Consider the following 20,284-nt stretch of genomic DNA (forward strand, 5'->3'; position numbering starts at 1 on the left):
TCTCCCCGCGGGGGAGAGGGTTGGGGTGAGGGGGAACCACCCTCTCCAGTCCTGAAGCGCCGCCCCCCCCTCACCCGCCGCCTGCGGCGTCGACCTCTCCCCCCTCGGGGAGAGGTGAAGTGCCTAAGATTATCCTCAGCGCGTGGCGGTCTTGGGCTTGCTGGAGGCCATGTGCTGCGGGCCGGCGAGGCCGAGCTGCTCCTTCACCTTCTCGTCGATCCCGTAAATGTCCTGCCGCATGGTGAGCCGGCCGGAACCGTCCACGAGGGCGGTGAAATAGACGAGGTGCACGGGGATGTGGCGCTTCAGGTTGATGTAGCGCTCCTGCCCGCCGAACATCTTGCCGATCTTCGCCTCGGTCCAGCCGTCATTGGGCAGGCCGAGATTGAAGATCACCTCGCCGAAGGAGAGCGGATCCTGCACGCGGATGCAGCCGTGGCTGAAGGCGCGCTTCTCGTTGGCGAACAGGCTGCGCGAGGGGGTGTCGTGCAGATAGACCGAGTGCTGGTTCGGGAACATGAACTTGATGCGCCCGAGCGCATTGCGCTCGCCCGGCGGCTGGCGGAACGAATAGCCGCCGAGGCCCGCATTCCAGTTGACCACGCCCGGATCGATGGCGCGGCCGTTGCGCTCGATCTGGATGCCCTGGCGCTGGAGGTAATAGGGGTCGCGCTGGAGGTTCGGCAGCATCTCCTTGCGGGCGATGCTGACCGGAATGTTCCAGGAGGGGTTCACCACGATATATTCCATGTCGTGGGAGAGCAGCGGGGTCGCCGTATCGGGCTTGCCCACCACCACGCGGGTCTCGTGGATCATCCGGCCGTTATCATTGATGCGGACCATGTATTCCGGGATGTTCACCATCACGTTGGTGGTGCCGAGATCCCGCGGCAGCCAGCGCCAGCGCTCCATATTGGCGATGATGTCCGCCGTGCGGTCGGCCGGCGTCGCAACGCTGTTCAGCGCCTCGACGGTGCCTGCGCCCACCCGGCCGTCCGGCTCCATGCCGCTGGTGCCCTGGAAGGCGAGCACGGCGTTCAGGAGCGCGATGTCATAGAGCCGGTCATTCTTCAGGCTCTTGTCGGGCTTGAGGCCCAGCCGCTCGCGCAGAGCGGGAACGCGGGCGTCCACGTCGCCGGGCTTGAGGGTCGGGCCGGGCGGGATGCGCGGCAAAGCGCGGGCGGAGGTGCCCTTGCGCGCATCGGCGAGCTTCGCCTTCAGCGCCACATAGCCGGGATGGGTCGGGTTATAGGCGGCGAGCGCCGCACCGGCGTCGGGCGCGGTCGCCAGCGTGTTCAGCACGGCGAGCGCATCGGGAAAGCTGCGGGTCGGCGTCAGGAGCGGGGAGAGGCGGGACGGATCGAAGCGGCCCGCCTGGGCATGGCGGGCATAGAGCAGCGCGCTCGCGGCAAGCCGCAGCTCCGCCTGCGCCAGCGTGTCGGCATCGGCGCCCGGGACGAGCTTCTGGACCTTGTAGTCGTTGGGCTCCAACCCATCGTCACCGGCCGCAGTGAAGCGGGCGATGATGGCCTTGCCGCGGGCATTGTAGCCGTTCAGGTCCACGAAGGCCGGGGCATTGCTGCGCGCGCCGTAGAAGGCGGCGATGGCTTCCTGCTCCTTGCCGGCGGGCACGGGCGGAGCCGCCACCATTTTGGCGATGGCCCCGGAAATGGGGGCCAGCGGATCGGCGGGCGGCGCCTGCTCCGCGGCCTGGGTCTTCGGCGCGTCGACCTTCGGGGCGGAGGTGCCGGCATTGGTGTTGGGCGGGGTCGGCGCTTCGGCCTTCTGTGGGGCCGGGGCATCAAGGCCGGTGGGCGCGGCCGGCGCGGAGGGCAGTTCCACCACCACGGGCACGGTCGTGTCCGGCTTCGCCTCGGCAGCCGCAGCGGGGGCAGCCGGCTCGGGAGCTGTGGCCTGCTGGGGAGGGGCGATCTCCGCCGGCTTGGGATCGGGGACCGGCGTCTTGTCGGAGGCGAGATCGCCGGAGCCGGATTTTTCCTGCTTGCCGGCGGCATCGCCGGGGCTGGGCGCTTCGCCGAGGAGGTGCGGGGGCGCACCATCGCCACCGGAGGCCGGCGCCGGATCGGCGGTGCCCATGCCGGCATAGCCGCTCACCGGCTCGTTCTGTGCCCGTGCCCCGTCCTGCGCCGAGGCGGCCGACAGTGACAGCCCGGACGCCAGCACGGCGAACACATACAGAGCCTTCATCCCACGACCGGCCATCGGGCCTCTCCATCCGCGTCGAAACGCACCACCGAACCTGCGGCCCGAGTATCGAATCTACCCAGGCGAAACGCCGAAGCGCACCCGCTGGAGCTTGCATTGGCCGCGCGCCAGTTCAACTCACAAGCACGGGCGTGGCGGCGTTGTCCACCTTGCATCACTCAGCCGCAACGGACAGCGGCGCCACAGGTTCCACCATGGGCAAACCAAGTTCGCCCATGCGGCGGTAAAGGGTCGAGCGGCCGATGCCGAGCCGGCGGGCCGCCTCGCTCATGCGGCCGCCATAAAGGGCAAGCGCGGCGTGGATCACGTCCTTTTCCAGCTGCGCCAAGGGCCGGGCATGGCCGCTGCGATCGAGGAGGGACAGGCTCGAAGCCGGCTCCTCATCCCCGTGCTGGGCCTCGAAGAAATCGACCACCTTGATCTGCGAGCGCACGCAATCGTGAGCCGACCGGGAAGCGGCCGCGAGCGGCTCCCGCCGCGTCAGGGCACCGTGGGCCAGCGCATTGGCGATGGCGACCTTCAGGCGCAGGGCGCCAGCGGGCTTCACCACGAAATCCCGAGCGCCGGCCTTGAGCGCCGATTCGACCGCGTCGAGCCCGGCATGGGTCACCGCCGCCACCACCGGCACCTGGATGCCCCGCGCCTGCATGGCGCGCAGCACCCCCATGCCGTCGAGGCCCGGCAGCACCAGATCCAGCAGCACGGCGTCAAAGTCTTCGGTGAGAAGGCGCCGCAGCGCGGCATCGCCATCCTCCGCGAGCTCGCAGGAGTGGCCGAGGCAGCCGAGGGCGGAGAGAAGACGGCGCGCTTCCACGGCATCGTCTTCGACAACAAGGACACGCGCGTTCATGGGACTCCGCACACCGGCTGATTCTGCGAGCTTGGCCGGTGATGGTTAAGAGAAGTCTAAACACACAGGGTTGGTCGTCGCATTCGTCCTGCGCGATGCCCCCTCCCAGCCCTTTGCGCCTGTGGAGGAGGGCCGGAAAGACGCGCTGCTTCCCACGGGAACGATCGCGCTCTAGAAACGTCCTGACATGTCCTGGTCCCGTCCAGCCGGAGGTCTCATGCCTTTTTCCATGACGTTCGCGGCCGAACTTTCCACCGCTCCTGCCAAGGCGGACGTCCTGCCCGAATGGAACCTCGCGGACCTCTATCCCGCCATGGATTCCCCGGCACTCGCCGCCGATCTCGAAAAGGCGGATGCCGCCTGCAAGGCGTTCGAGGAGGCCTATAAGGGCAAGCTCGCCGACATGCTGGCGACGCCTGAAGCCGGCGCAGCGCTCGGCGCGGCGGTGAAGCGCTATGAGGAGATCGACGACCTTCTCGGGCGCATCTCCTCCTATGGTAGCCTCGTCTATGCGGGCGACACCTCCGACCAGACGCGCGCCAAATTCTATGGCGACATCCAGGAGCGCCTGACCGACGCCTCCACCCACCTCCTGTTCTTCACGCTGGAGCTGAACCGGCTGGACGATGCGGCGCTGGAAGCCGCCATGGCGGAGCCGGCGCTGGGCCATTACCGCCCGTTCCTGGAAGACCTGCGCAAGGACAAGCCCTACCAGCTGGAAGACCGCATCGAGCAGCTGTTCCACGAGAAATCGAACCCCTCGCGCGGCGCCTGGGGCCGGCTGTTCGACGAGACCATGTCGAGCCTGCGCTTTTCGGTGAACGGGCAGGAGCTCGCCATCGAGCCCACGCTCAACCTGATGCAGGACACCAAGGAAGAGGTGCGCAAGGCCGCCGGCCAGGCGCTCGTGGAGGTGTTCTCCAAGAATCTGCGGCTCTTCACCCTCATCACCAACACGCTGGCCAAGGACAAGGAAATCTCCGACCGCTGGCGCGGCTTCGACGATGTCGCCGCCTCCCGCCATCTGGCGAACCGGGTGGAGAAGGAAGTGGTGGACGCCATGACGGCCGCCATCCGCGCCTCCTTCCCGCGCCTGTCCCATCGCTATTACACGTTGAAGGCGCACTGGTTCGGCAAGGACAAGCTGGAATTCTGGGACCGCAACGCGCCCCTGCCCAAGGTGGAGACACGCGACATCGGCTGGAGCGAGGCGCGCGACACGGTGCTCGGCGCCTATGGCGCCTTCTCACCCAAGATGGCGGACATCGCCCGCACCTTCTTCGACAAGAGCTGGATCGACGCGCCGGTGCGGCCGGGCAAGTCGCCCGGCGCCTTCGCGCACCCCACCGTGCCGTCCGTGCACCCCTATGTGCTGCTCAACTATCAGGGCAAGCCGCGGGACGTGATGACGCTCGCCCATGAGCTGGGCCACGGGGTCCATCAGGTGCTCGCCGGCCGGCAGGGCGCGCTCATGGCGCCGACCCCGCTGACGCTGGCGGAGACCGCCTCGGTGTTCGGCGAGATGCTCACCTTCCGCAAGCTGCTGAGCCATGCGGAGACGCCCCAAGCCCGCAAGATCATGCTCGCCCAGAAGGTGGAGGACATGATCAACACGGTGGTGCGCCAGACCGCCTTCTATTCCTTCGAGCGTCTCGTCCACACCGAGCGCCGCAAGGGCGAACTGACCGCCGACCAGATCAACGCGCTCTGGATGCAGGTGCAGAGCGAGAGCCTCGGACCGGGCATTCACCTTGGCGCGGGATACGAGACCTTCTGGACCTACATCCCGCACTTCATCCACTCGCCTTTCTATGTCTACGCCTATTCCTTCGGCGACTGCCTCGTGAACTCGCTCTATGCGGTCTATGAGGGCGCCTCGGAGGGCTTTGCGGAGCGCTATCTGGAGATGCTGTCGGCGGGTGGCACCAAGCACCATGCGGAGCTTCTGGCCCCCTTCGGCCTCGACGCCCGCGAGCCCGCCTTCTGGCAGACCGGGCTCAACCTGATCGACAGCATGATCACCGAGCTGGAGCAGATGGAGGGGGCGTGAGGTTTCCCCATGCCCCATTCCCTCTCCCGCTTGTGGGGGAGGGTTAGGGAGGGGGCCGGCCGAAGGCCGGAAGCGCTGGGAAATAGGAGAGGTCGCATCTGCCCCCTCCCCTGCCCTCCCCCGCAAGCGGGAGAGGGAGCTTGTTGCGCTTCGGGGAGATAGCCTCCTACCGCACCAAAATCGCCCGAAAATCGTTCACATTGGTCAGGGTCGGCCCGGTCTTCACCAGCCGGTCCACCCCTTCGAAGAAGCTGTAGCCGTCATTATCGGCGAGCATGTCCAGCGGCTTGAGGCCGGCCTTCGCCGCCGCCTCCAGAATGGTCGCGTCGAACCACGCCCCCGCATTGTCCTCGGTGCCGTCCACCCCGTCCGTGTCGCAGGCGATGGCGGAGATGCCGGCCTCGCCCTTCAGCGCGAGGGCGAGCGCCAGCAGGAATTCCACGTTCCGCCCGCCGCGCCCCTTGCCGCGCACCGTCACAGTCGTCTCACCGCCGGAGAGCAGCACCGCCGGCGCCTTCACCGGCACCCCGTGCGCCGCCGCCGAACGGGCGATGCCGGCGAACACGGTCGCGGCTTCCCGCGCCTCGCCCTCGATGGCGTCACCAAGGATGAGCGGTGTGAGGCCCAGTTCGCGCGCCTTCGCCTCGGCCGCCTCAAGCGCCATGAGCGGGGTGGCGATCATGTGCACCTCCTGCCCCGGCAGGGGATCGCCGGAGACGGTGTTGGCGCGGATGACCTTTTCCATCTCCGGCGTCACCGCCACCTCATAGCGGCGCATGAGGGCAAGCACGGCTTCCGGGTCTGACGCCTCGGGAATGGTGGGGCCGGAGCCGATGGCGCCGGGATCGTCCCCCGGCACGTCGGAGATGAGATAGGTGACGCAGCGCGCGGGAGCGATGGCGGCGGCGAGGCGCCCGCCCTTGATGGCGGAGACCGCCTTGCGCACCTTGTTCATCACCCCGATGGGCGCACCGGACTTCAGCAGCGCCTTGTTGAGCGCCTGCTTGTCCTCCAGCGTCATGCCCTCCGCCGGCAGGGTCAGAAGCGCGGAGGCGCCCCCGGACATGAGGCAGATGACGAGATCGTCCGGCCCCGCCGAGCGGGCCAGTTCCAGGATACGCTGCGCAGCGCGGTAGCCCGCCGCGTCCGGCACCGGATGGGCCGCCTCGACGATCTCGATGTGCTGCGTCTCGCAGCCATGGCCGTAGCGGGTGACGATGAGCCCCTCGCAGGGCCGGCCCCATTCTTCCTCGAAGGCGCGCGCCATGCGGGCGGAGGCCTTGCCGGCGCCGAGCACGATGGTGCGCCCCTTGGGCGGCTCGGGCAGGCGGCCCGCAAACTTGCCTTCCGGCAGAGCGGCGGCAAGGGCGGCCTCGAACAAAGCGAGGAGGATGTCTTTATCGGACGGCATGGCGGCTCCCTCAAGATACACGCCGGTCCCTGAGGGGCTCGGTTCTTATGACGCCCGCTCAGTAGCCGCCCTGCCCCCGCCGATCAATGGCCGAGACGCAGCCGCCGCCGCGCGCAGCCCCGCCGCCAGCGCCGCAGCAGCGGGGGAGAGCGGCCGTTCCGCGCGGGTGATGAGGCCGAAGGCCCTGGACACCTGCGGCCGGTCGAGGAGGCGGGTGACGAGGCCCTGGCGGGGGAACATGGCGAAGGTCAGCTCGGGAAGCGCCGTCACCCCGAGCCCCGCCGCCACCAAAGCCACGGCGGAGGGGATCTGCTCCACCTCGAAGCGCGGCACCACCGCCACGTCGGCGGCGGCGAGGCCGCCATCCACCAGCTTGCGCACCGAGGTGCTGCGGGCGAGCGCCACGAAGGCGTGGCCGGTGAGCGCGCTCCAGGGGATGGGTCCGCGCCCGGCGAGGGGATAGTCGCGCCGCATGAGGAGGTGGGCGCGGTCGGAGCCCAGAGGCTCATAGTCCAGCAGATCGCTGGCCGGGCGCATGGTGACGGCGAGGTCCGCAATGCCGTCCTCCACCATGGCCACCGCCCGCTCGTGCAGCACGTCGCAGACGGACAGTTCCGCATCGGGGAAGGATTGGCGCAGCGCGTCGGCCGCGCCCGGCAGGAGGGCGGACGCGATGGACGGCAGCAGCGCCACGGTCACCCGCGGCCGGCGCCCGCCCCGGGCGGCGATGTCGGCAAGGCCGTCGCGCACATCCCGCGCCACCTCCTCCGCAAGGCCGGCCAAAGCGCGGCCCTCCTTGGTGAGGGCGAGGCGGCGGGTGGTGCGGTCGAACAGGCGGAAGCCCAGTTCCGCCTCCATGCGCCGGATGCTCTCGGAGAGCGCGGGCTGGGAGATGCCGAGCTGCTTTGCGGCTTCCGTGAAGCTCAGGGCGCGGGCGGCGCCAGCGAAGACTTCCAATTGGCGGACGGTGATATTCATCGCTCTACCTTATGAAATTATATATACACATTATTTGACGCGATGAATATCTTGCCTCAGCCTTCCCCGACGCCCGCAAAGATGGGCGATGTGGAGGAAGGCTTATGGCGGACATGGTGCGCATCGGCTCCGGCGCGGGCTTTGCCGGCGATCGCACGGATGCGGCCATTCCCGTGACCGAGGCGCTGTCCAAGCTGGACGGCCCGCGCTTCCTCATTTTCGAGACCCTGGCAGAACGCACGCTGGCTTTGTGCCAGCTCGCCCGGCGCACGGACCCGGCCAAGGGCTACAGCCCGGCCATGGAAAAATTCCTGGCGCCGGTGCTCGCCACCTGCCTCGCCTCCGGCATCCGCATCATCGGCAATTTCGGCGCGGCCAATCCCGGAGCCGCCGCCGCCCGCATCGCCGCCATGGCCCGCGCGGCCGGGCATGAGGCGCGCATCGGCGTCGTCACCGGCTCGGACCTCACCGGCAAATTGAGCGTCGAAGAATTCGCCGCCCGCGAGACCGGCGGCGCGCTGCTGCGCGGGCGCGCGGACATCACGTCTGCCGATGCCTATATCGGCGCCTCCGCCATCGCCGAGGCGCTCGATCTCGGCGCAGACATCGTGGTCACCGGCCGCGTGGCCGACCCGGCGCTGGCCCTCGGGCCGCTCATGCACGTGTTCGGCTGGGTGGAGGATGAATGGGACCTGCTGGCGGCCGGCACGCTGGTGGGGCACCTACTGGAATGCGGGAGCCAGGTGTCCGGGGGCTATTTCGCGGACCCCGGCATCAAGGACGTGCCGGGCCTCGACGAAGTGGGCTTTCCCATCGCGGAAGTCTCCCGCGACGGCACGTTCATTCTCTCCAAGCCCGAGGGCACGGGCGGGCGCATCGACCGTTTCACCGTGGCCGAGCAGATGCTCTACGAGATCCACGACCCCGCCGCCTATCTCACCCCCGATGTGGTGATGGACATCACCGCGGCGCGCATCGAGGAGATCGGCGCAGACCGCGTGCGCGTCAGCGGCGCACGGGGAAAACCGCGGCCGGAGACGCTGAAGGCCACCGTCTGCTTCGAGGCGGGATATCTGGCGGAAGCGGAAATCTCCTATGCCGGCCCCAACGCCGACGCCCGCGCGCGCCTCGCAGCCGACGTGGTGCGCACCCGCATCGCCCGCCGCGCGCCGGGCCTGAAGCTGCGGGTGGATGCCATCGGGGTTTCGAGCGTGTTCAACGACACGGCGGGGGAGACGCTGGATGGGCTGCTCCCCTCCCCCGCGCACCATCCGCCCCCTCTCCCGCAAGCGGGAGAGGGAGCTTGGCGCCGGTTCCGGTGGACACCCCCCAAGACATCCGCCTGCGCTTCGCCGCCCAGTCCACCGACAAGGCCGCCCTCGACCTCCTGCTGGACGAAGTGGAAGGCCTCTATTGCGCCGGACCCGCCGGGGGCGCGGGCGTGCGGCGGCATATGACGGCGCGCCTCGCCAGCGCTTCCTGCCTCGTGGAACGGTCCCTCACCGCCCCGCGCGCCACGCTGTTCGGAGGCGCGGCATGACGAACCTCGTCCCCCTCCATCGCCTCGCCCATGCCCGCGCGGGCGACAAAGGCAACCGGCTCAACATCGCCCTCATCTGCCGCACGCCGGCGGCCTATGCCGCCATCGCCGTGCAGGTGACGCCGGAGCGGGTCGCCGCCCAGTTCGCGGCCCGCCGGCCCTCCAAGGTGGTGCGCTACGATCTGCCGAACCTCCACGCCTTCAACTTCGTGCTGGACGATGTGCTGGACGGCGGCGTCAACGCCTCGCTCGGCCTCGACGGCCACGGCAAGTCCCTCTCCTTCCACCTGCTGGAACTGGAGCTGGAGGCGACCGAAGACGTGCTCCAGGCGCTCAGCGATATCGCCCAAGAAACGACCGTCAAAACCACCTGAAATCCCGGAGGAAACAGCCCATGCATACGCCATTCACCCGAAGGTCCACGCTCCTCGCCGGCCTTGCCTTGATGCTCGCCGGCGCGGCGCCCGCCGCAGCCCAGACCTATCCCACCAAGGCCATCAAATTCATCGTGCCCTTCACCGCCGGCAGCGCCACGGACACCCTCGCCCGCGTGCTCGGCCAGAACGTCTCCCAGCAGCTGGGCCAGCCCGTGGTGGTGGAGAATGTGCCGGGGGCAAACGGCCAGATCGCCGCCTCCCAGGTGGCCCGCGCGGCGCCGGATGGCTACACCATCCTCATCACCTCCAACTCCACCCACGCCTCCAACCAGGCGCTGGTGAAGAAGCTCTCTTACGACCACGTGAAGGATTTCGAGCCCATCTCCAAGCTCGGCTCCATCACGCTGGCGCTGGTGGTGAACCCCTCGGTGGCGGCCAACAGCACGCAGGAGCTGATCGCCTATGCCAAGGCCAATCCCGGCAAGCTCTCCTTCGGCGCCGGTTCCACCTCCTCGCGCCTTGCGGTGGAGATGCTGAAATCCTCCGCCGGAGTGGACATTCTCTACGTGCCCTACAAGTCCAATCCCCAGGCAGTGAGCGATCTTCTCGGCGGGCAGATCCAGCTCATGTTCGCCGACATCTCCACGACCCTTCCCTCCGCCCGCGCCGGCAAGCTGAAGGCGCTGGGCGTGTCGAGCGCCGAGCGCTCGCCGCTGGCGCCGGAGCTTCCCACCATGCGGGAGGCGGGCCTGAAGGGCTATGAGCTCACCGCCTGGTTCGCCGCCTTCGCCCCGGCCAAGACGCCGAAGGACGCGGTGGACATCCTCAACAAGGCGTTCGTCAAAGCCATGGGCGAGAAAAGCGTGCAGGACGCCCTCATCACCGCCGGCATCGAGCCGTCGTCCTCCACCCCCGCCGAGCTTGCCGCCTTCGTGGATGCGGAGACGAAGAAGTGGGCCGAGATCGTGAAGGCCGCCGGCATCGAGCCGGAATGAGGGTCCACACCTCGGAGGAACGGCGCCTCAGGCGTCGTACACCTCGACGATCTGCATCATGCCCAGTTCCTCATGGTTCATCATGTGGCAGTGCAGGACGAAGCGGCCGGTGAAGTCGAGGAAGCGGGTGCGGAAGGTGACGCTGCCTTTGCGCGGCACCACCACCGTGTCGCGCCAATCCTCAACGGCCACCGGCTGGTCGTTCACCGCCACCATCTGGAACGGGTTGGTGTGGATGTGGAAGACGTGGTCGCTCTCATCCTCATTGACCACCCTCCACTCCTCCACCGCGCCCAGGGGAATGCGGTGGTCGACCCTCTGCGGGTCGAAGGCACGGCCGCAGATGAGATAGGTGAACTCCTGGTAGTTCCCGGCCGGCGGATATTCCGGCATCACGGCCTCCAGCGTCAGGAGGCGCCTGTTGGTGACCTCGGCGGCGCCGATCGCCTTCAGCGGTGATTTTCCCCCCAGCGTTTTGGGGAGCGGCATGGGCAGCGGCTCGCCCTCCACGATGAGCCGCGCCAGCGGCCCAGTGGGCGAGGGATAGCCCTGGTCGTTGGCAATGGCCCGCAACATGTAGGTTCCCGGTACGCCGGCCTTCACCAGCACGTCGGCGCGCTGGCCCGGCGCCATGAGCAGCGCGTCGCTGCGCGCCATCTCCGGCCGCCTTATGCCGTCGAAGGCGATGGCGGTGAGGGCGTGCCCGTCGAGGGCGAGGTTGAGATTGTCCTCATGGCCCGTATGCACAATGCGCCAGCGCCGCACCTCACCCGGCCGCATGCGGATGACCGGCTCGCGCTGGCCGTTGACAGAGAGGAAGCGCGGCACCGCCTCGGGCCACACCGTGTCGTAGGTCTCGATGGTGCCGCGATAGTCGAACAGCACCTCGTTGAGGAGCAGCACCTGCTCGGCGGCGGCCTTGATCTCGGGAATATCGTCGAAATCGCCCTCGATGATCAGCACGCCGGACATGCCGCTCACCATCTGGATGTCGGCGCTGCCATGCTTGTGCGGATGATACCAATAAGTACCGCGCGGATGGTCTGCCGGAATGGCGATCTCAATGTCGTAACCCTGCCCCGGCTCCATCACGCGGAACACATTGTCGGCGATGCCGCCGGGGCTCACATGCCCGCCATGGAAATGAAAATTCGTCGAGTTGAAATGGTGCGGCAGCGTCATGTCCGCCGGCATGGGGTCGGGGTTCGGCGGCAGCTGGTTGTCGAGCCGGATGCGCAGCACGTCGCCCGGCTGCACCCGCAGCGTCGGGGCGGGGATGTTGCCTTCATACATGCGCAGAGCGAGCCGGTAGCCGCCGATATTCTTGTAGGCATAGGCGACGCGCAGGCTGGTGCGCAGCTCGCCGCCGGCCGAGCGGCGGATCTCGGGCTCCACCAGCGCCGCATTCCTGTCCCAGGGCGCGCGCGGCACGCCGCGATGCCGGTGGTCGCCGCCCATGTCCATGGCATCGTCCGCCGCGCTGCGGCGCATGAACAGCGTGCCCAGCGCCCCGGAGGCCAGGAGCAATGTGCCGAGCCCTGCGCCACTCAGCAAAAGGCGGCGGCGCGCGGGGGATTGAACCGACCGTTCGCTTGGGGAAGGCATAGGCATAAGCTCCAGAGGGAGTTCCGGGTGGGGGAGTTCCGGGTGGTCTTCGAGGATTGGAGGGAAACGGCGAAGCAGAACCGCGATGGACGCTCGAGCCTTACTGCGAGGCTTATGTTTGGTCGAGGTATTTCTTGGACGTTTGCTGTCCCCAAGGCGCTGCAAGCCATCGCTGGCACAAGATTTGTCTGGCACCGGCCACGGCGACCCCGGCGTGCGCCCCATCAGCCCTTGGGCGGAGGCGCCAGCGCGCGTCTCGCCGCTGGGCGCGGCCAGCCGAGGCCCGAGGATGCAAGGCGGCCTTTTAGCGCTTATATCAAGGCCATGAGTGCTCCTCTCGTCTTCGACCGCGCCCTGCTGCGCCGCCGGCTCGCCCGAGCCGCGATGCTGGGGCCTGCGGAATTCCTGGTGGACCGCGTGGCCGACGACATGGCCGAGCGCGTCGGCGCGGTGAAGCGGACCTTCCATCGCGCGCTGGACCTCGGGACGCCCACGGATGCCGTGGTGCGGGCGCTTCACGCCGCGCCCATGGTGAAGAGCCTCATCCGGGCCGCTCCGCTGCCCCTGGGGCTGAATGGCGAAACTCCGGCGGTGGTGGCCGATGAAGAGGCCCTCCCCTTCGCCGACGCGTCGCTGGATCTCGTGGTCTCGGCTTTGGCCCTGCAGAACGTCAACGACCTTCCCGGCGTCTTCGCCCAGATCCGCCGCGCCTTGAAGCCGGACGGCCTGTTCCTCGCCGCCATGATCGGCGGCGCGAGCCTCGCCGAGCTGCGCGAGGTGTTCGCCGTGGCCGAGAGCGAGACCATCGGCGGCGTCTCTCCCCGCGTCGCGCCCTTCGTGGACGTGCGCGACCTCGGCGGCCTGCTCCAGCGCGCCGGCTTCGCCCTGCCAGTGACGGACGTGGACCGGGTGACGGTGCGCTATTCCAATCCCTTCGCCCTGTTCGCGGACCTGCGCTGCATGGGCGCGACGAATGCACTGGCCGAGCGCCGCCGGGTGCCGCTGCGCCGGGAGACCCTGTCGCGGGCGGCGGGGGCCTATTCCGAGCGCTATGCGGACGCGGACGGGCGCGTCAGGGCGACGTTCGAGATCGTCTGGCTCTCCGGCTGGGTGCCGCACGAGAGCCAGCAGAAGCCGCTGCGCCCCGGCTCGGCCAAGATGCGGCTGGCGGATGCGCTGGGGACGGTGGAGCAGGGGACGGGGGATGTGACGGGGAGGCGGTAGAGGCGCCTTGTCCTGGGCGCATGAAACGAAGCGCAGCGCAGTGGAATGCGACCCGGGACCCAGCGCAAGGAACCGCCGAAGGCGCTTCAACCCATCTGCGACGCTGCGCGGCGGAGATGCTCTTTACGCTGGTCGCGGGTTGACGGCTTCGCCGGAGTCTTGCGCTGGGTCCCGGACCTGCGTTCGCGCTGCGCGTTCACTTGTCCAGGACAAGCCCTACCCCCCATGCTTCTCCAGAAACCCTTCCACCGGCAGCGCGCGGAAATCCTCCAGCGCGGCCCGCAGCCGGTCGTGGCTCCAGTCCCACCAGGAAAGCGCCATCAGCCGCGCGCCCACGGCCTCGGGGAACCGCCGCTTCACCTCCCGCGCGGGCACGCCGGCGACGATGGTGTAGGGCGCCACATCCTTCGTCACCACCGCCCCGGCCGCGATCACCGCCCCGGTGCCGATGGTGCGACCCGGCAGGATGATGGCCCCGTGGCCGATCCACACGTCATGGCCGATGGTGACACGGTGGTCGCGCCGCCACTGGAAGAAGTCAGCATCGTCCTGCGCATCATCGAAATAGGCGGCGGCGCGATAGGTGAAATGGTTCTGGCTCGCCCGCCACATGGGATGGTTGCCGGGATTGATCCGCACCATGGAGGCGATGGAGCAGAATTTGCCGATGCCCGAATAGGCGATGTCGGAATCATGCTCCACATAGGAATAGTCGCCCATCTCCACTTCCAGAAGCGTCACCCGCGAGCCCACTTCCGTGTAGCGGCCAAGCGCGCTGCGGGTCAGCCGCGCGGTGGGGTCGAGCGTGGGGTCGACGCCGAGCTTCTTCATGGGTCACACCCTGCGCAGGGGCGTGCGGTGGACAATGCGGAAGCGCTCGTCCGGCGCATCCTGGCGGTAGAGCGCGAGGTCGAACACCTCCAGCGGCATGTTGGCGCCGGAGGCGATGAAGGCTTCGCTCAAGGCGTTGCAGGCATGGGAGCGCACGCCATCCTCCAGGGACCCGGTAAGGGTCATGTGGAAGCGGAATTCTTCCAGCACGTAAGGATAGCCGTAGCGGTCGAGATACTCCCGCTGGCGCGGGGAGAGCCCGTTCGGCCGGCGGCGCGCGATCTCCTGCTCGCTCAAGGGGGCGCGGTACGCATCAAGGTCCACCACCGCGCAGCCGGCGAGGTCGAGAAGCGCCGGCACGGGGCCGGACGGCACCAAAGCGATGAAGGTGCCGATCTCGCGCACGCTCAAGGCGCCGAGTTCGAAGCCGTGATGCTCCTGCGCCACCTCAGCCAAAGCACTGAAGAGGTCCGCCTCGCTGCGGCCCTCGGCAAGGCGGAAGGGCGCCTTCAGCGTGCCGTGGAAGCCGTAGCGCCGGGGCTCGGCGGTGAGATCGTGCCAAGTTTCGGCATCGAAGCCCGGAAGGTCCGGAGGGGTGAGGGCGCCACCGGAGGCGGCGTCATAGCCGAGGATGGAGGAGCCGAAGGCCCAGAGGAAACTGTCGGGGGGCGGCGCGAGATAGACGGCGTAACGCACGGACACGTCGGCACCTCCCGGAAATGTCGGCCTCAGCCATCCCGGCCCGGGATGGCGCCCTCGAACCTGTTTAGAAGACCCGCGCGCCCTCCACCAGAACCTCGCGCACGATGGGGGTGCCCTCCACCATCCGGAAGCGCACCAGATCGGCGCGCAGGCCGAGAGCGAGGCGGCCGCGATCCTCCAGGCCCGCCATGCGGGCGGGGGCGGAAGTGACGAGGGCCATGGCGGCGGGCAGGCCGATGCCGCCCTCGCGCCCCAGCACCGCCACCGCCTGGAGCATGCTGGCCGGCACATAGTCCGAGGCGAGCGCGTCGAGGAGGCCGGCGGCGGCAAGATCCTTCATGGCGACGCCGCCGGAATGGGAGCCGCCGCGCACCACGTTGGGCGCCCCGCCGATGGTGGTGAGGCCCGCTTTGTGGGCGGCGCCGGCGGCCTCCAGGGTGGTGGGGAATTCGGAAATGGTGCAGCCCGCCGCCTGTGCCTCGGCCACGTGCTCCAAAGTGGTGTCGTCATGGCTGGCGCGCACGATCTGCGTTTCCCGCAGCAGGGCCGCGAGCCGCTCGAAATTGCCGGCCACCGCCGCCCGGCCGCGCTCGGTGCGATCGCGCAGTTCCTGGTCCACCTCCGGCGCGGTCTTGCCGATGCCGAGGAGGAAGGTGCGCAGATGCTCGAGATTGCGCCACTGCCGCGCGCCGGGCGTATGGTCCATGAGGGAAGCGAGGCCGACAATGGGGCGGGTGAGCTCCGGCTCCACCAGCTCCACCACGCCGGGGTCGGTCAATTCGCAGCGCAGATGGATGCGGTGGTCGGCCCGGAACAAAGGCGCGCCCGCTTCCACCGCCTCCAGCATCTGCGCGAACAATTCCTTGCGGATGGATTTGGCCTGGTCGAACCCGCCGGCGGACAAGGCGTCGAACACGGTGGTCACGCCGGAGGCCACCATCTGCCCGTCATGGGCGAGGGCGGCGGCGCGCTTGTCCGGCCACACCACTTTCGGGCGGGGCACGAAATGGTTCTCCAGCGCGTCCGTGTGCAGATCGATGAGGCCGGGGCCGAGATAGTCGCCCGCGCAATCCACCGCGCCGGGCAAATGCGAGCGGCCCGCATCGATGGCGGCGATCCGGCCGTCCCGGATGAGGATCGTGCCCTCCTCGACCCGGTCTTCGAGCAGAAGCTGGGCGTTCGTCAGCACGGTCTCGGGCACGGGGATCTAGTCCTTGAAGGGCGGGGCGCGGCCCGCTGTGTCATGCCATCGTGACGGCGGCGTGACCGTCACGCAGGTTGCTTCACCCGGTAGAGCTGGAACCGGGAGCCTTCCTGCACCAGGGTAAGGCGGTCCGGGTCGGGGTTGAGATCGCCCCGCTCGGTGAAGAGCAGATAGACATAGTTGAAATGCTTCGGCCAGAGGTCCCAATAGCGCGGGCCGTCGGGGGTCGGGTCATCCGCGCTCAGCAGCATCTGCTCCAGCGTGGGCGGGTTGCCGTCCTCGGTGTCCACGAAGTCCCGATAGGGCGGGTTCACCCTGAGGATCTGCTTTCCCGCCACGGTGAAGGCGGTGGTCACCAAAGCCGATTTCTCGATGATGGCGAGGCAGGCCGCATGGACGAGGCCGAGATCGGTGGGGTTCGAGCCGCCCCGCGGGTCGGCATAGACCACGAGGACGCGGGACCCGCGCGTGATCTTGCCCACCGATTCCTGGAACGATTCCGTCCAATGGGAAAGGCGGTCCCACACCAGCTGCACTTCTCCCACCCGGATGGCCAGAAGGGCGATGAGGATGATGCCGAACCCCTGCCGCACCATGCGGTGGCGCAGATCCACCCGCACCGCCGCCACCACCATGAAGGCGAGGGCCGCCGGCAGGCGCTGGTCGGCCATGTAGGTGGCGAAGGCGGTGCGCGGCATGATCAGGTAGATCGCCCCGCCGACGATCAATAGGGGCATGAGGAAGGTGGCGGTGCGCACCAGCCCGTGCCGCAGGGCCCAGACGCCGGAAATGATCACCACGCCCGTGAGCGCGAAGGCGACCACGTCGTAATAGACGTTGATGACGAATTCGACGCCGTCCACCTTGCCCTGCGGCTGCCAGTAATTCTGGCTGGACAGGCCGAGGGTCGGGCTCATCCACATCAGCGGCAGCACGATGAGGAACGGCAGGCCCGCGGCGCAGAAGGCCATGAGGCGCGGGCGCAGCGGCGTGCCGCGGGTGTCCATCAGGCGCGAGATTTCATACGACAGAAGCCCGATGCCATAGATGCCCAGCGCCACCAGGTGGCAGAAGAACAGCGCGACGATGAAGGCCGCCGAGACGGCGAAGCGCGCCCAGCTCTCACGCAGGAAGACCCAGCAAGCGAGCGCGACGAGCGCGAGGCCGATGCCGAAGATGTAGTTCATCACCCCGATGAGGAAGATGCCGTTATAGAGCAGCGGAAAGGCCAGAAGCGCGGTGGCCGACCAGGTGCCGAACAGCGCCCGGTTGAGCGCCAGCGTGCCGAAGGCGATGAGGGCGAAGCAGGAGAGCGTGTAGATCTCGCCGGCGACATAGATGTCCGCGAACTTGTCGATGATGGGCACCAGCATGTCCATCATGAGATTGGGGATCACCGCCCATTCCAGGGAATAATAGCGCTTGAGGTCGGGGTCGGTCGGCAGCTTCGCGATGATCTGCATGCGCGAGAGATGGTTGACATAGTCCGACAGGGGCGGGATCGGATGCGTCAGGATCGGCACCGCCACCACCGCAAGGCACAGGACGAAGAGCAGCGCGATGAGGCCGCGGCTGAGGTCGGCGGGTCGGCGGCCGGGGTGCGGGTCCACGATCATTCGCAAAGGGTCCGGGGAGATAAGGCTGCGCCAAGGTGGCGCGCACGACACCGCTGTAAGGGCAAATGTGGTCGTTGCGAGGCCGCCATATCATTGGCCTATGGAAGAGGCATTCAACTTTTCGCGGTGATGGTCTAAAACCCGCCCGCCCGCCCGCCCGAAACGAAAGATCCCCCGCCATGAGCGCGCATACCCCCGAGATCGACGCGCAGGGCCAGCTCCAGGCCCAGGTGCTCACGAAGGCTCTCCCCCACATGCAGCGGTATGACGACGCCATCGTCGTGGTGAAATATGGCGGCCATGCCATGGGCGACGAGAGCGTGGCCCGCCACTTCGCCGAGGACATCGTGCTTCTGGAGCAGTCCGGGGTGAACCCGGTGGTGGTCCATGGCGGCGGCCCGCAGATCGGCGCCATGCTGGAGAAGCTCGGCATCAAGTCGCAATTCGCGGCGGGCCTGCGCATCACCGACAAGGCCACCATCGAGATCGTCGAGATGGTGCTGGCCGGTTCCATCAACAAGCAGATCGTCGGCTTCATCAACGAAGCGGGCGGCAAGGCCATCGGCCTGTGCGGCAAGGACGGCAACATGGTGGTCGCCCGGAAGGCGACCCGCACCATCACCGACCCGGACAGCAAGATCGAGCAGGTGGTGGACCTCGGCTTCGTGGGCGAGCCCGACACGGTGGACACCATGGTGCTCGACCAGATCCTCGGCCGCGAGCTGATCCCGGTTCTCGCCCCCGTGGCGGCGGCGGTGGACGGCGGCACCTACAACGTGAACGCCGACACCTTCGCCGGGGCCATCGCCGGGGCGCTCGGCGCCAAGCGCCTGCTCATGCTCACTGACGTGCCCGGCGTGCTCGACAAGAACAAGCAGCTCATTCCCGAGCTCACCATCGCCGAGGCGCGCCGGCTGATCGCCGACGGCACCGTCTCCGGCGGCATGATCCCGAAGGTGGAAACCTGCATCTACGCCCTGGAGCAGGGCGTCGAGGGTGTGGTCATCCTGGACGGGAAGGTGCCGCACTCGGTGCTGCTGGAGCTGCTCACCGATCACGGGGCGGGAACGCTCATCAAGCGCTGAGCCCATCATGATCGATGAGAAGACCCTGCGCGGGTTCGAGGGCGTGGAGACCTGGGTCTTCGACCTGGACAACACGCTCTATCCCGCCCGGCACGACCTCTGGGGCCAGCTGGATGCGCGCATGCGCGACTATGTGGCGAACTTCCTCGGGGTCACGCCCGAGGAAGCCTTCGTGGTGCAGAAGGATTATTACCGGCGCTACGGCACCTCCCTGCGGGGCCTCATGATCGAGCACGGCCTCGATCCGGCCCCGTTCCTGGAGCATGTCCACGACGTGGACCTGTCGAACCTCGATCCCTCCCCGCGCCTTGCGGCCGCCATCGAGCAGCTGCCCGGCACCAAGCTCGTCTATACGAACGGGTCCGAGCAGCACGCCAAGAACGTGCTCGGCAAGCTCGGCCTCGGCGGCCATTTCGCCGCCGTCCACGACATCGTCGCGGCCGAATTCCACCCCAAGCCCACCGAGGAGGCCTACCAGCGCTTCCTCAGGGCCCACGGGGTGGAGCCAAAACGGGCCGCCATGTTCGAGGACCTGGCCCGCAACCTCGAAGTGCCGCACCGCCTCGGCATGGCCACCGTTCTGGTGGTGGCGCCGGACGAGCGCATCGAGGCGAACGAGAGCTGGGAATTCGAGGGCCGCGAGGCCGCCTATGTGGACCATGTGACGGACGATCTCGCAGGGTTCTTGGAGCAGCTGGGCCTGAACTCATGAGCGAGGTGCGGACGCTGACGCCCGACGAGGTCGGGACCGCCATGGAATGGGCCGCGGGCGAGGGCTGGAATCCCGGGCTCGACGATGCCGCCGCCTTCCTCGCGCAGGACAAGGGCGCCTTCCTCGGCGCCTTCGAAGGCGAGGAACTCGTCGCCTGCATCTCCGCTGCCACCTATGGGGAGGCCTTCGGCTTCCTCGGCTTCTACATCTGCCGGCCGGACATGCGCGGGCAAGGCCACGGCATGAATGTGTGGCGCGCGGCCATGGAGCGCTTCGGCGATCGCACCATCGGCCTCGACGGCGTGGTGGCGCAGCTGGAGAATTACCAGCGCTCGGGCTTCGCCCTTGCCCACCGCAACATCCGCTATGGCGGGAAGGCCATGGCGCTGCCGGGGGCGGGCGGCGTCTCCGCCATCGACATTTCGGCCATGCCGGGCGTGCTCGGCTTCGACCGCCAGCATTTCCTGTTCGACCGCCCGCTTTTCCTGGAGAAATGGCTGGCGCCGGCGCAGGGCACGGCGCTTGTCGCCCGCGTGGACGATGCCGTGGCCGGCTATGGCGTGGTCCGCCGCTGCCGCGCGGGCCACAAGATCGGTCCCCTCTTCGCGGCGGACGACGACACGGCGCGGGCGCTCTATGCCGCCCTTTCTACGGCGGCCCATGAGGCGGCCCCGGACGAGCCGCTCTTCCTCGACGTGCCCGAGCCCAACGCGGCGGCGCGCGCCCTGGCGGAGGATGCGGGCCTTGCACCGGTGTTCGAGACGGCGCGCATGTACAAGGGCGAGGCGCCAGCCCTGCCGCTGGAGCGGATCTTCGGGATCACCAGTTTCGAACTGGGGTAGGCCCGTGACGGTCGCCACACCCTGCTATCGACGGCG

Annotated in this window: 17 protein-coding genes; 8 read left to right on the top strand and 9 right to left on the bottom strand. The window is 68.4% G+C overall.

All coding sequences use genetic code 11. The features are described from left to right. Positions 1-135: 135 nt before the first annotated feature. Together ABLE91_RS08070 and ABLE91_RS08075 are read right to left on the bottom strand one after the other, a co-directional pair. Positions 136-2,223 carry a L,D-transpeptidase scaffold domain-containing protein gene (locus ABLE91_RS08070; RefSeq protein ID WP_348930194.1) on the bottom strand — a complete coding sequence of 696 codons (2,088 nt, stop codon included), beginning with the start codon at positions 2,221-2,223 and terminating at the stop codon, positions 136-138. A 157-nt stretch (positions 2,224-2,380) separates the two neighbouring features. Further along, complete coding sequence (locus tag ABLE91_RS08075; RefSeq protein ID WP_348930196.1) at positions 2,381-3,076, bottom strand: response regulator; 696 nt, start codon at positions 3,074-3,076, stop codon at positions 2,381-2,383. 217 nt (positions 3,077-3,293) lie between these two features. Between ABLE91_RS08075 and ABLE91_RS08080 the strand changes: the two genes are divergently transcribed. Beyond that, the gene (locus tag ABLE91_RS08080; RefSeq protein ID WP_348930197.1) at positions 3,294-5,126 is read left to right on the top strand and encodes a M3 family oligoendopeptidase; all 1,833 of its coding nucleotides are present in this window, start codon (positions 3,294-3,296) and stop codon (positions 5,124-5,126) included. Positions 5,127-5,292: 166 nt separating this feature from the next. Here ABLE91_RS08080 and ABLE91_RS08085 read toward each other — a convergent pair whose 3' ends face one another. Further along, positions 5,293-6,537, bottom strand: coding sequence for a glycerate kinase type-2 family protein (locus tag ABLE91_RS08085; RefSeq protein ID WP_348930199.1), 1,245 nt, complete (start codon positions 6,535-6,537; stop codon positions 5,293-5,295). Positions 6,538-6,582: 45 nt separating this feature from the next. Further along, positions 6,583-7,515 carry a LysR family transcriptional regulator gene (locus ABLE91_RS08090; RefSeq protein ID WP_348930201.1) on the bottom strand — a complete coding sequence of 311 codons (933 nt, stop codon included), beginning with the start codon at positions 7,513-7,515 and terminating at the stop codon, positions 6,583-6,585. A 104-nt stretch (positions 7,516-7,619) separates the two neighbouring features. Here ABLE91_RS08090 and ABLE91_RS08095 point away from each other — a divergent pair, with 104 nt between their 5' ends. The 3 genes from ABLE91_RS08095 to ABLE91_RS08105 all read left to right on the top strand — a co-directional run bounded on the left by ABLE91_RS08095 (position 7,620) and on the right by ABLE91_RS08105 (position 10,427). Beyond that, positions 7,620-8,972 (top strand): acyclic terpene utilization AtuA family protein, encoded by a 1,353-nt coding sequence (locus ABLE91_RS08095; protein ID WP_348930203.1) that lies wholly within the window; start codon positions 7,620-7,622, stop codon positions 8,970-8,972. 79 nt (positions 8,973-9,051) lie between these two features. Continuing rightward, the gene (locus tag ABLE91_RS08100; protein WP_348930204.1) at positions 9,052-9,429 is read left to right on the top strand and encodes an AtuA-related protein; all 378 of its coding nucleotides are present in this window, start codon (positions 9,052-9,054) and stop codon (positions 9,427-9,429) included. A gap of 20 nt (positions 9,430-9,449) precedes the next feature. After that, a complete protein-coding gene (locus ABLE91_RS08105; protein WP_348930205.1) occupies positions 9,450-10,427 on the top strand; it encodes a Bug family tripartite tricarboxylate transporter substrate binding protein in 978 nt (325 codons plus the stop codon). Positions 10,428-10,454: 27 nt separating this feature from the next. Here ABLE91_RS08105 and ABLE91_RS08110 read toward each other — a convergent pair whose 3' ends face one another. After that, entirely contained in the window at positions 10,455-12,032 is a 1,578-nt protein-coding gene (locus ABLE91_RS08110) for a multicopper oxidase family protein (RefSeq protein ID WP_348930207.1), read from the bottom strand. 324 nt (positions 12,033-12,356) lie between these two features. Between ABLE91_RS08110 and ABLE91_RS08115 the strand changes: the two genes are divergently transcribed. Continuing rightward, positions 12,357-13,256, top strand: a complete 900-nt coding sequence (locus ABLE91_RS08115; protein ID WP_348930209.1) for a methyltransferase domain-containing protein — start codon at positions 12,357-12,359, stop codon at positions 13,254-13,256. A gap of 216 nt (positions 13,257-13,472) precedes the next feature. On the opposite strand, the gene ABLE91_RS08120 is transcribed toward ABLE91_RS08115, so the two are convergent. The 4 genes from ABLE91_RS08120 to ABLE91_RS08135 all read right to left on the bottom strand — a co-directional run bounded on the left by ABLE91_RS08120 (position 13,473) and on the right by ABLE91_RS08135 (position 17,609). After that, entirely contained in the window at positions 13,473-14,087 is a 615-nt protein-coding gene (locus tag ABLE91_RS08120; RefSeq protein ID WP_348930210.1) for a DapH/DapD/GlmU-related protein, read from the bottom strand. 3 nt (positions 14,088-14,090) lie between these two features. Beyond that, the gene (locus ABLE91_RS08125) at positions 14,091-14,789 is read right to left on the bottom strand and encodes a DUF1045 domain-containing protein (RefSeq protein ID WP_348930212.1); all 699 of its coding nucleotides are present in this window, start codon (positions 14,787-14,789) and stop codon (positions 14,091-14,093) included. A 64-nt stretch (positions 14,790-14,853) separates the two neighbouring features. Continuing rightward, positions 14,854-15,990, bottom strand: a complete 1,137-nt coding sequence (locus tag ABLE91_RS08130) for an alpha-D-ribose 1-methylphosphonate 5-triphosphate diphosphatase (protein WP_348930213.1) — start codon at positions 15,988-15,990, stop codon at positions 14,854-14,856. A gap of 68 nt (positions 15,991-16,058) precedes the next feature. Then, positions 16,059-17,609, bottom strand: a complete 1,551-nt coding sequence (locus ABLE91_RS08135; protein ID WP_348930215.1) for a DUF2339 domain-containing protein — start codon at positions 17,607-17,609, stop codon at positions 16,059-16,061. Positions 17,610-17,788: 179 nt separating this feature from the next. On the opposite strand from ABLE91_RS08135, the gene argB reads away from it, so the two are divergent. From argB to ABLE91_RS08150, 3 genes are read left to right on the top strand one after another with little or no spacing between them, the layout of a single operon-like run. Further along, on the top strand, positions 17,789-18,694 hold the full coding sequence (gene argB / locus ABLE91_RS08140; protein WP_348930217.1) for an acetylglutamate kinase: 906 nt from the start codon (positions 17,789-17,791) through the stop codon (positions 18,692-18,694). Positions 18,695-18,701: 7 nt separating this feature from the next. After that, on the top strand, positions 18,702-19,406 hold the full coding sequence (locus ABLE91_RS08145) for a pyrimidine 5'-nucleotidase (RefSeq protein ID WP_348930218.1): 705 nt from the start codon (positions 18,702-18,704) through the stop codon (positions 19,404-19,406). Next, on the top strand, positions 19,403-20,248 hold the full coding sequence (locus tag ABLE91_RS08150; RefSeq protein ID WP_348930219.1) for a GNAT family N-acetyltransferase: 846 nt from the start codon (positions 19,403-19,405) through the stop codon (positions 20,246-20,248). Before ABLE91_RS08145 ends, ABLE91_RS08150 begins: the two co-directional genes overlap by 4 nt. Positions 20,249-20,284: the final 36 nt, after the last annotated feature.

The organism is Aquabacter albus (assembly GCF_040049275.1).
Classification (GTDB): Bacteria; Pseudomonadota; Alphaproteobacteria; order Rhizobiales; family Xanthobacteraceae; genus Aquabacter.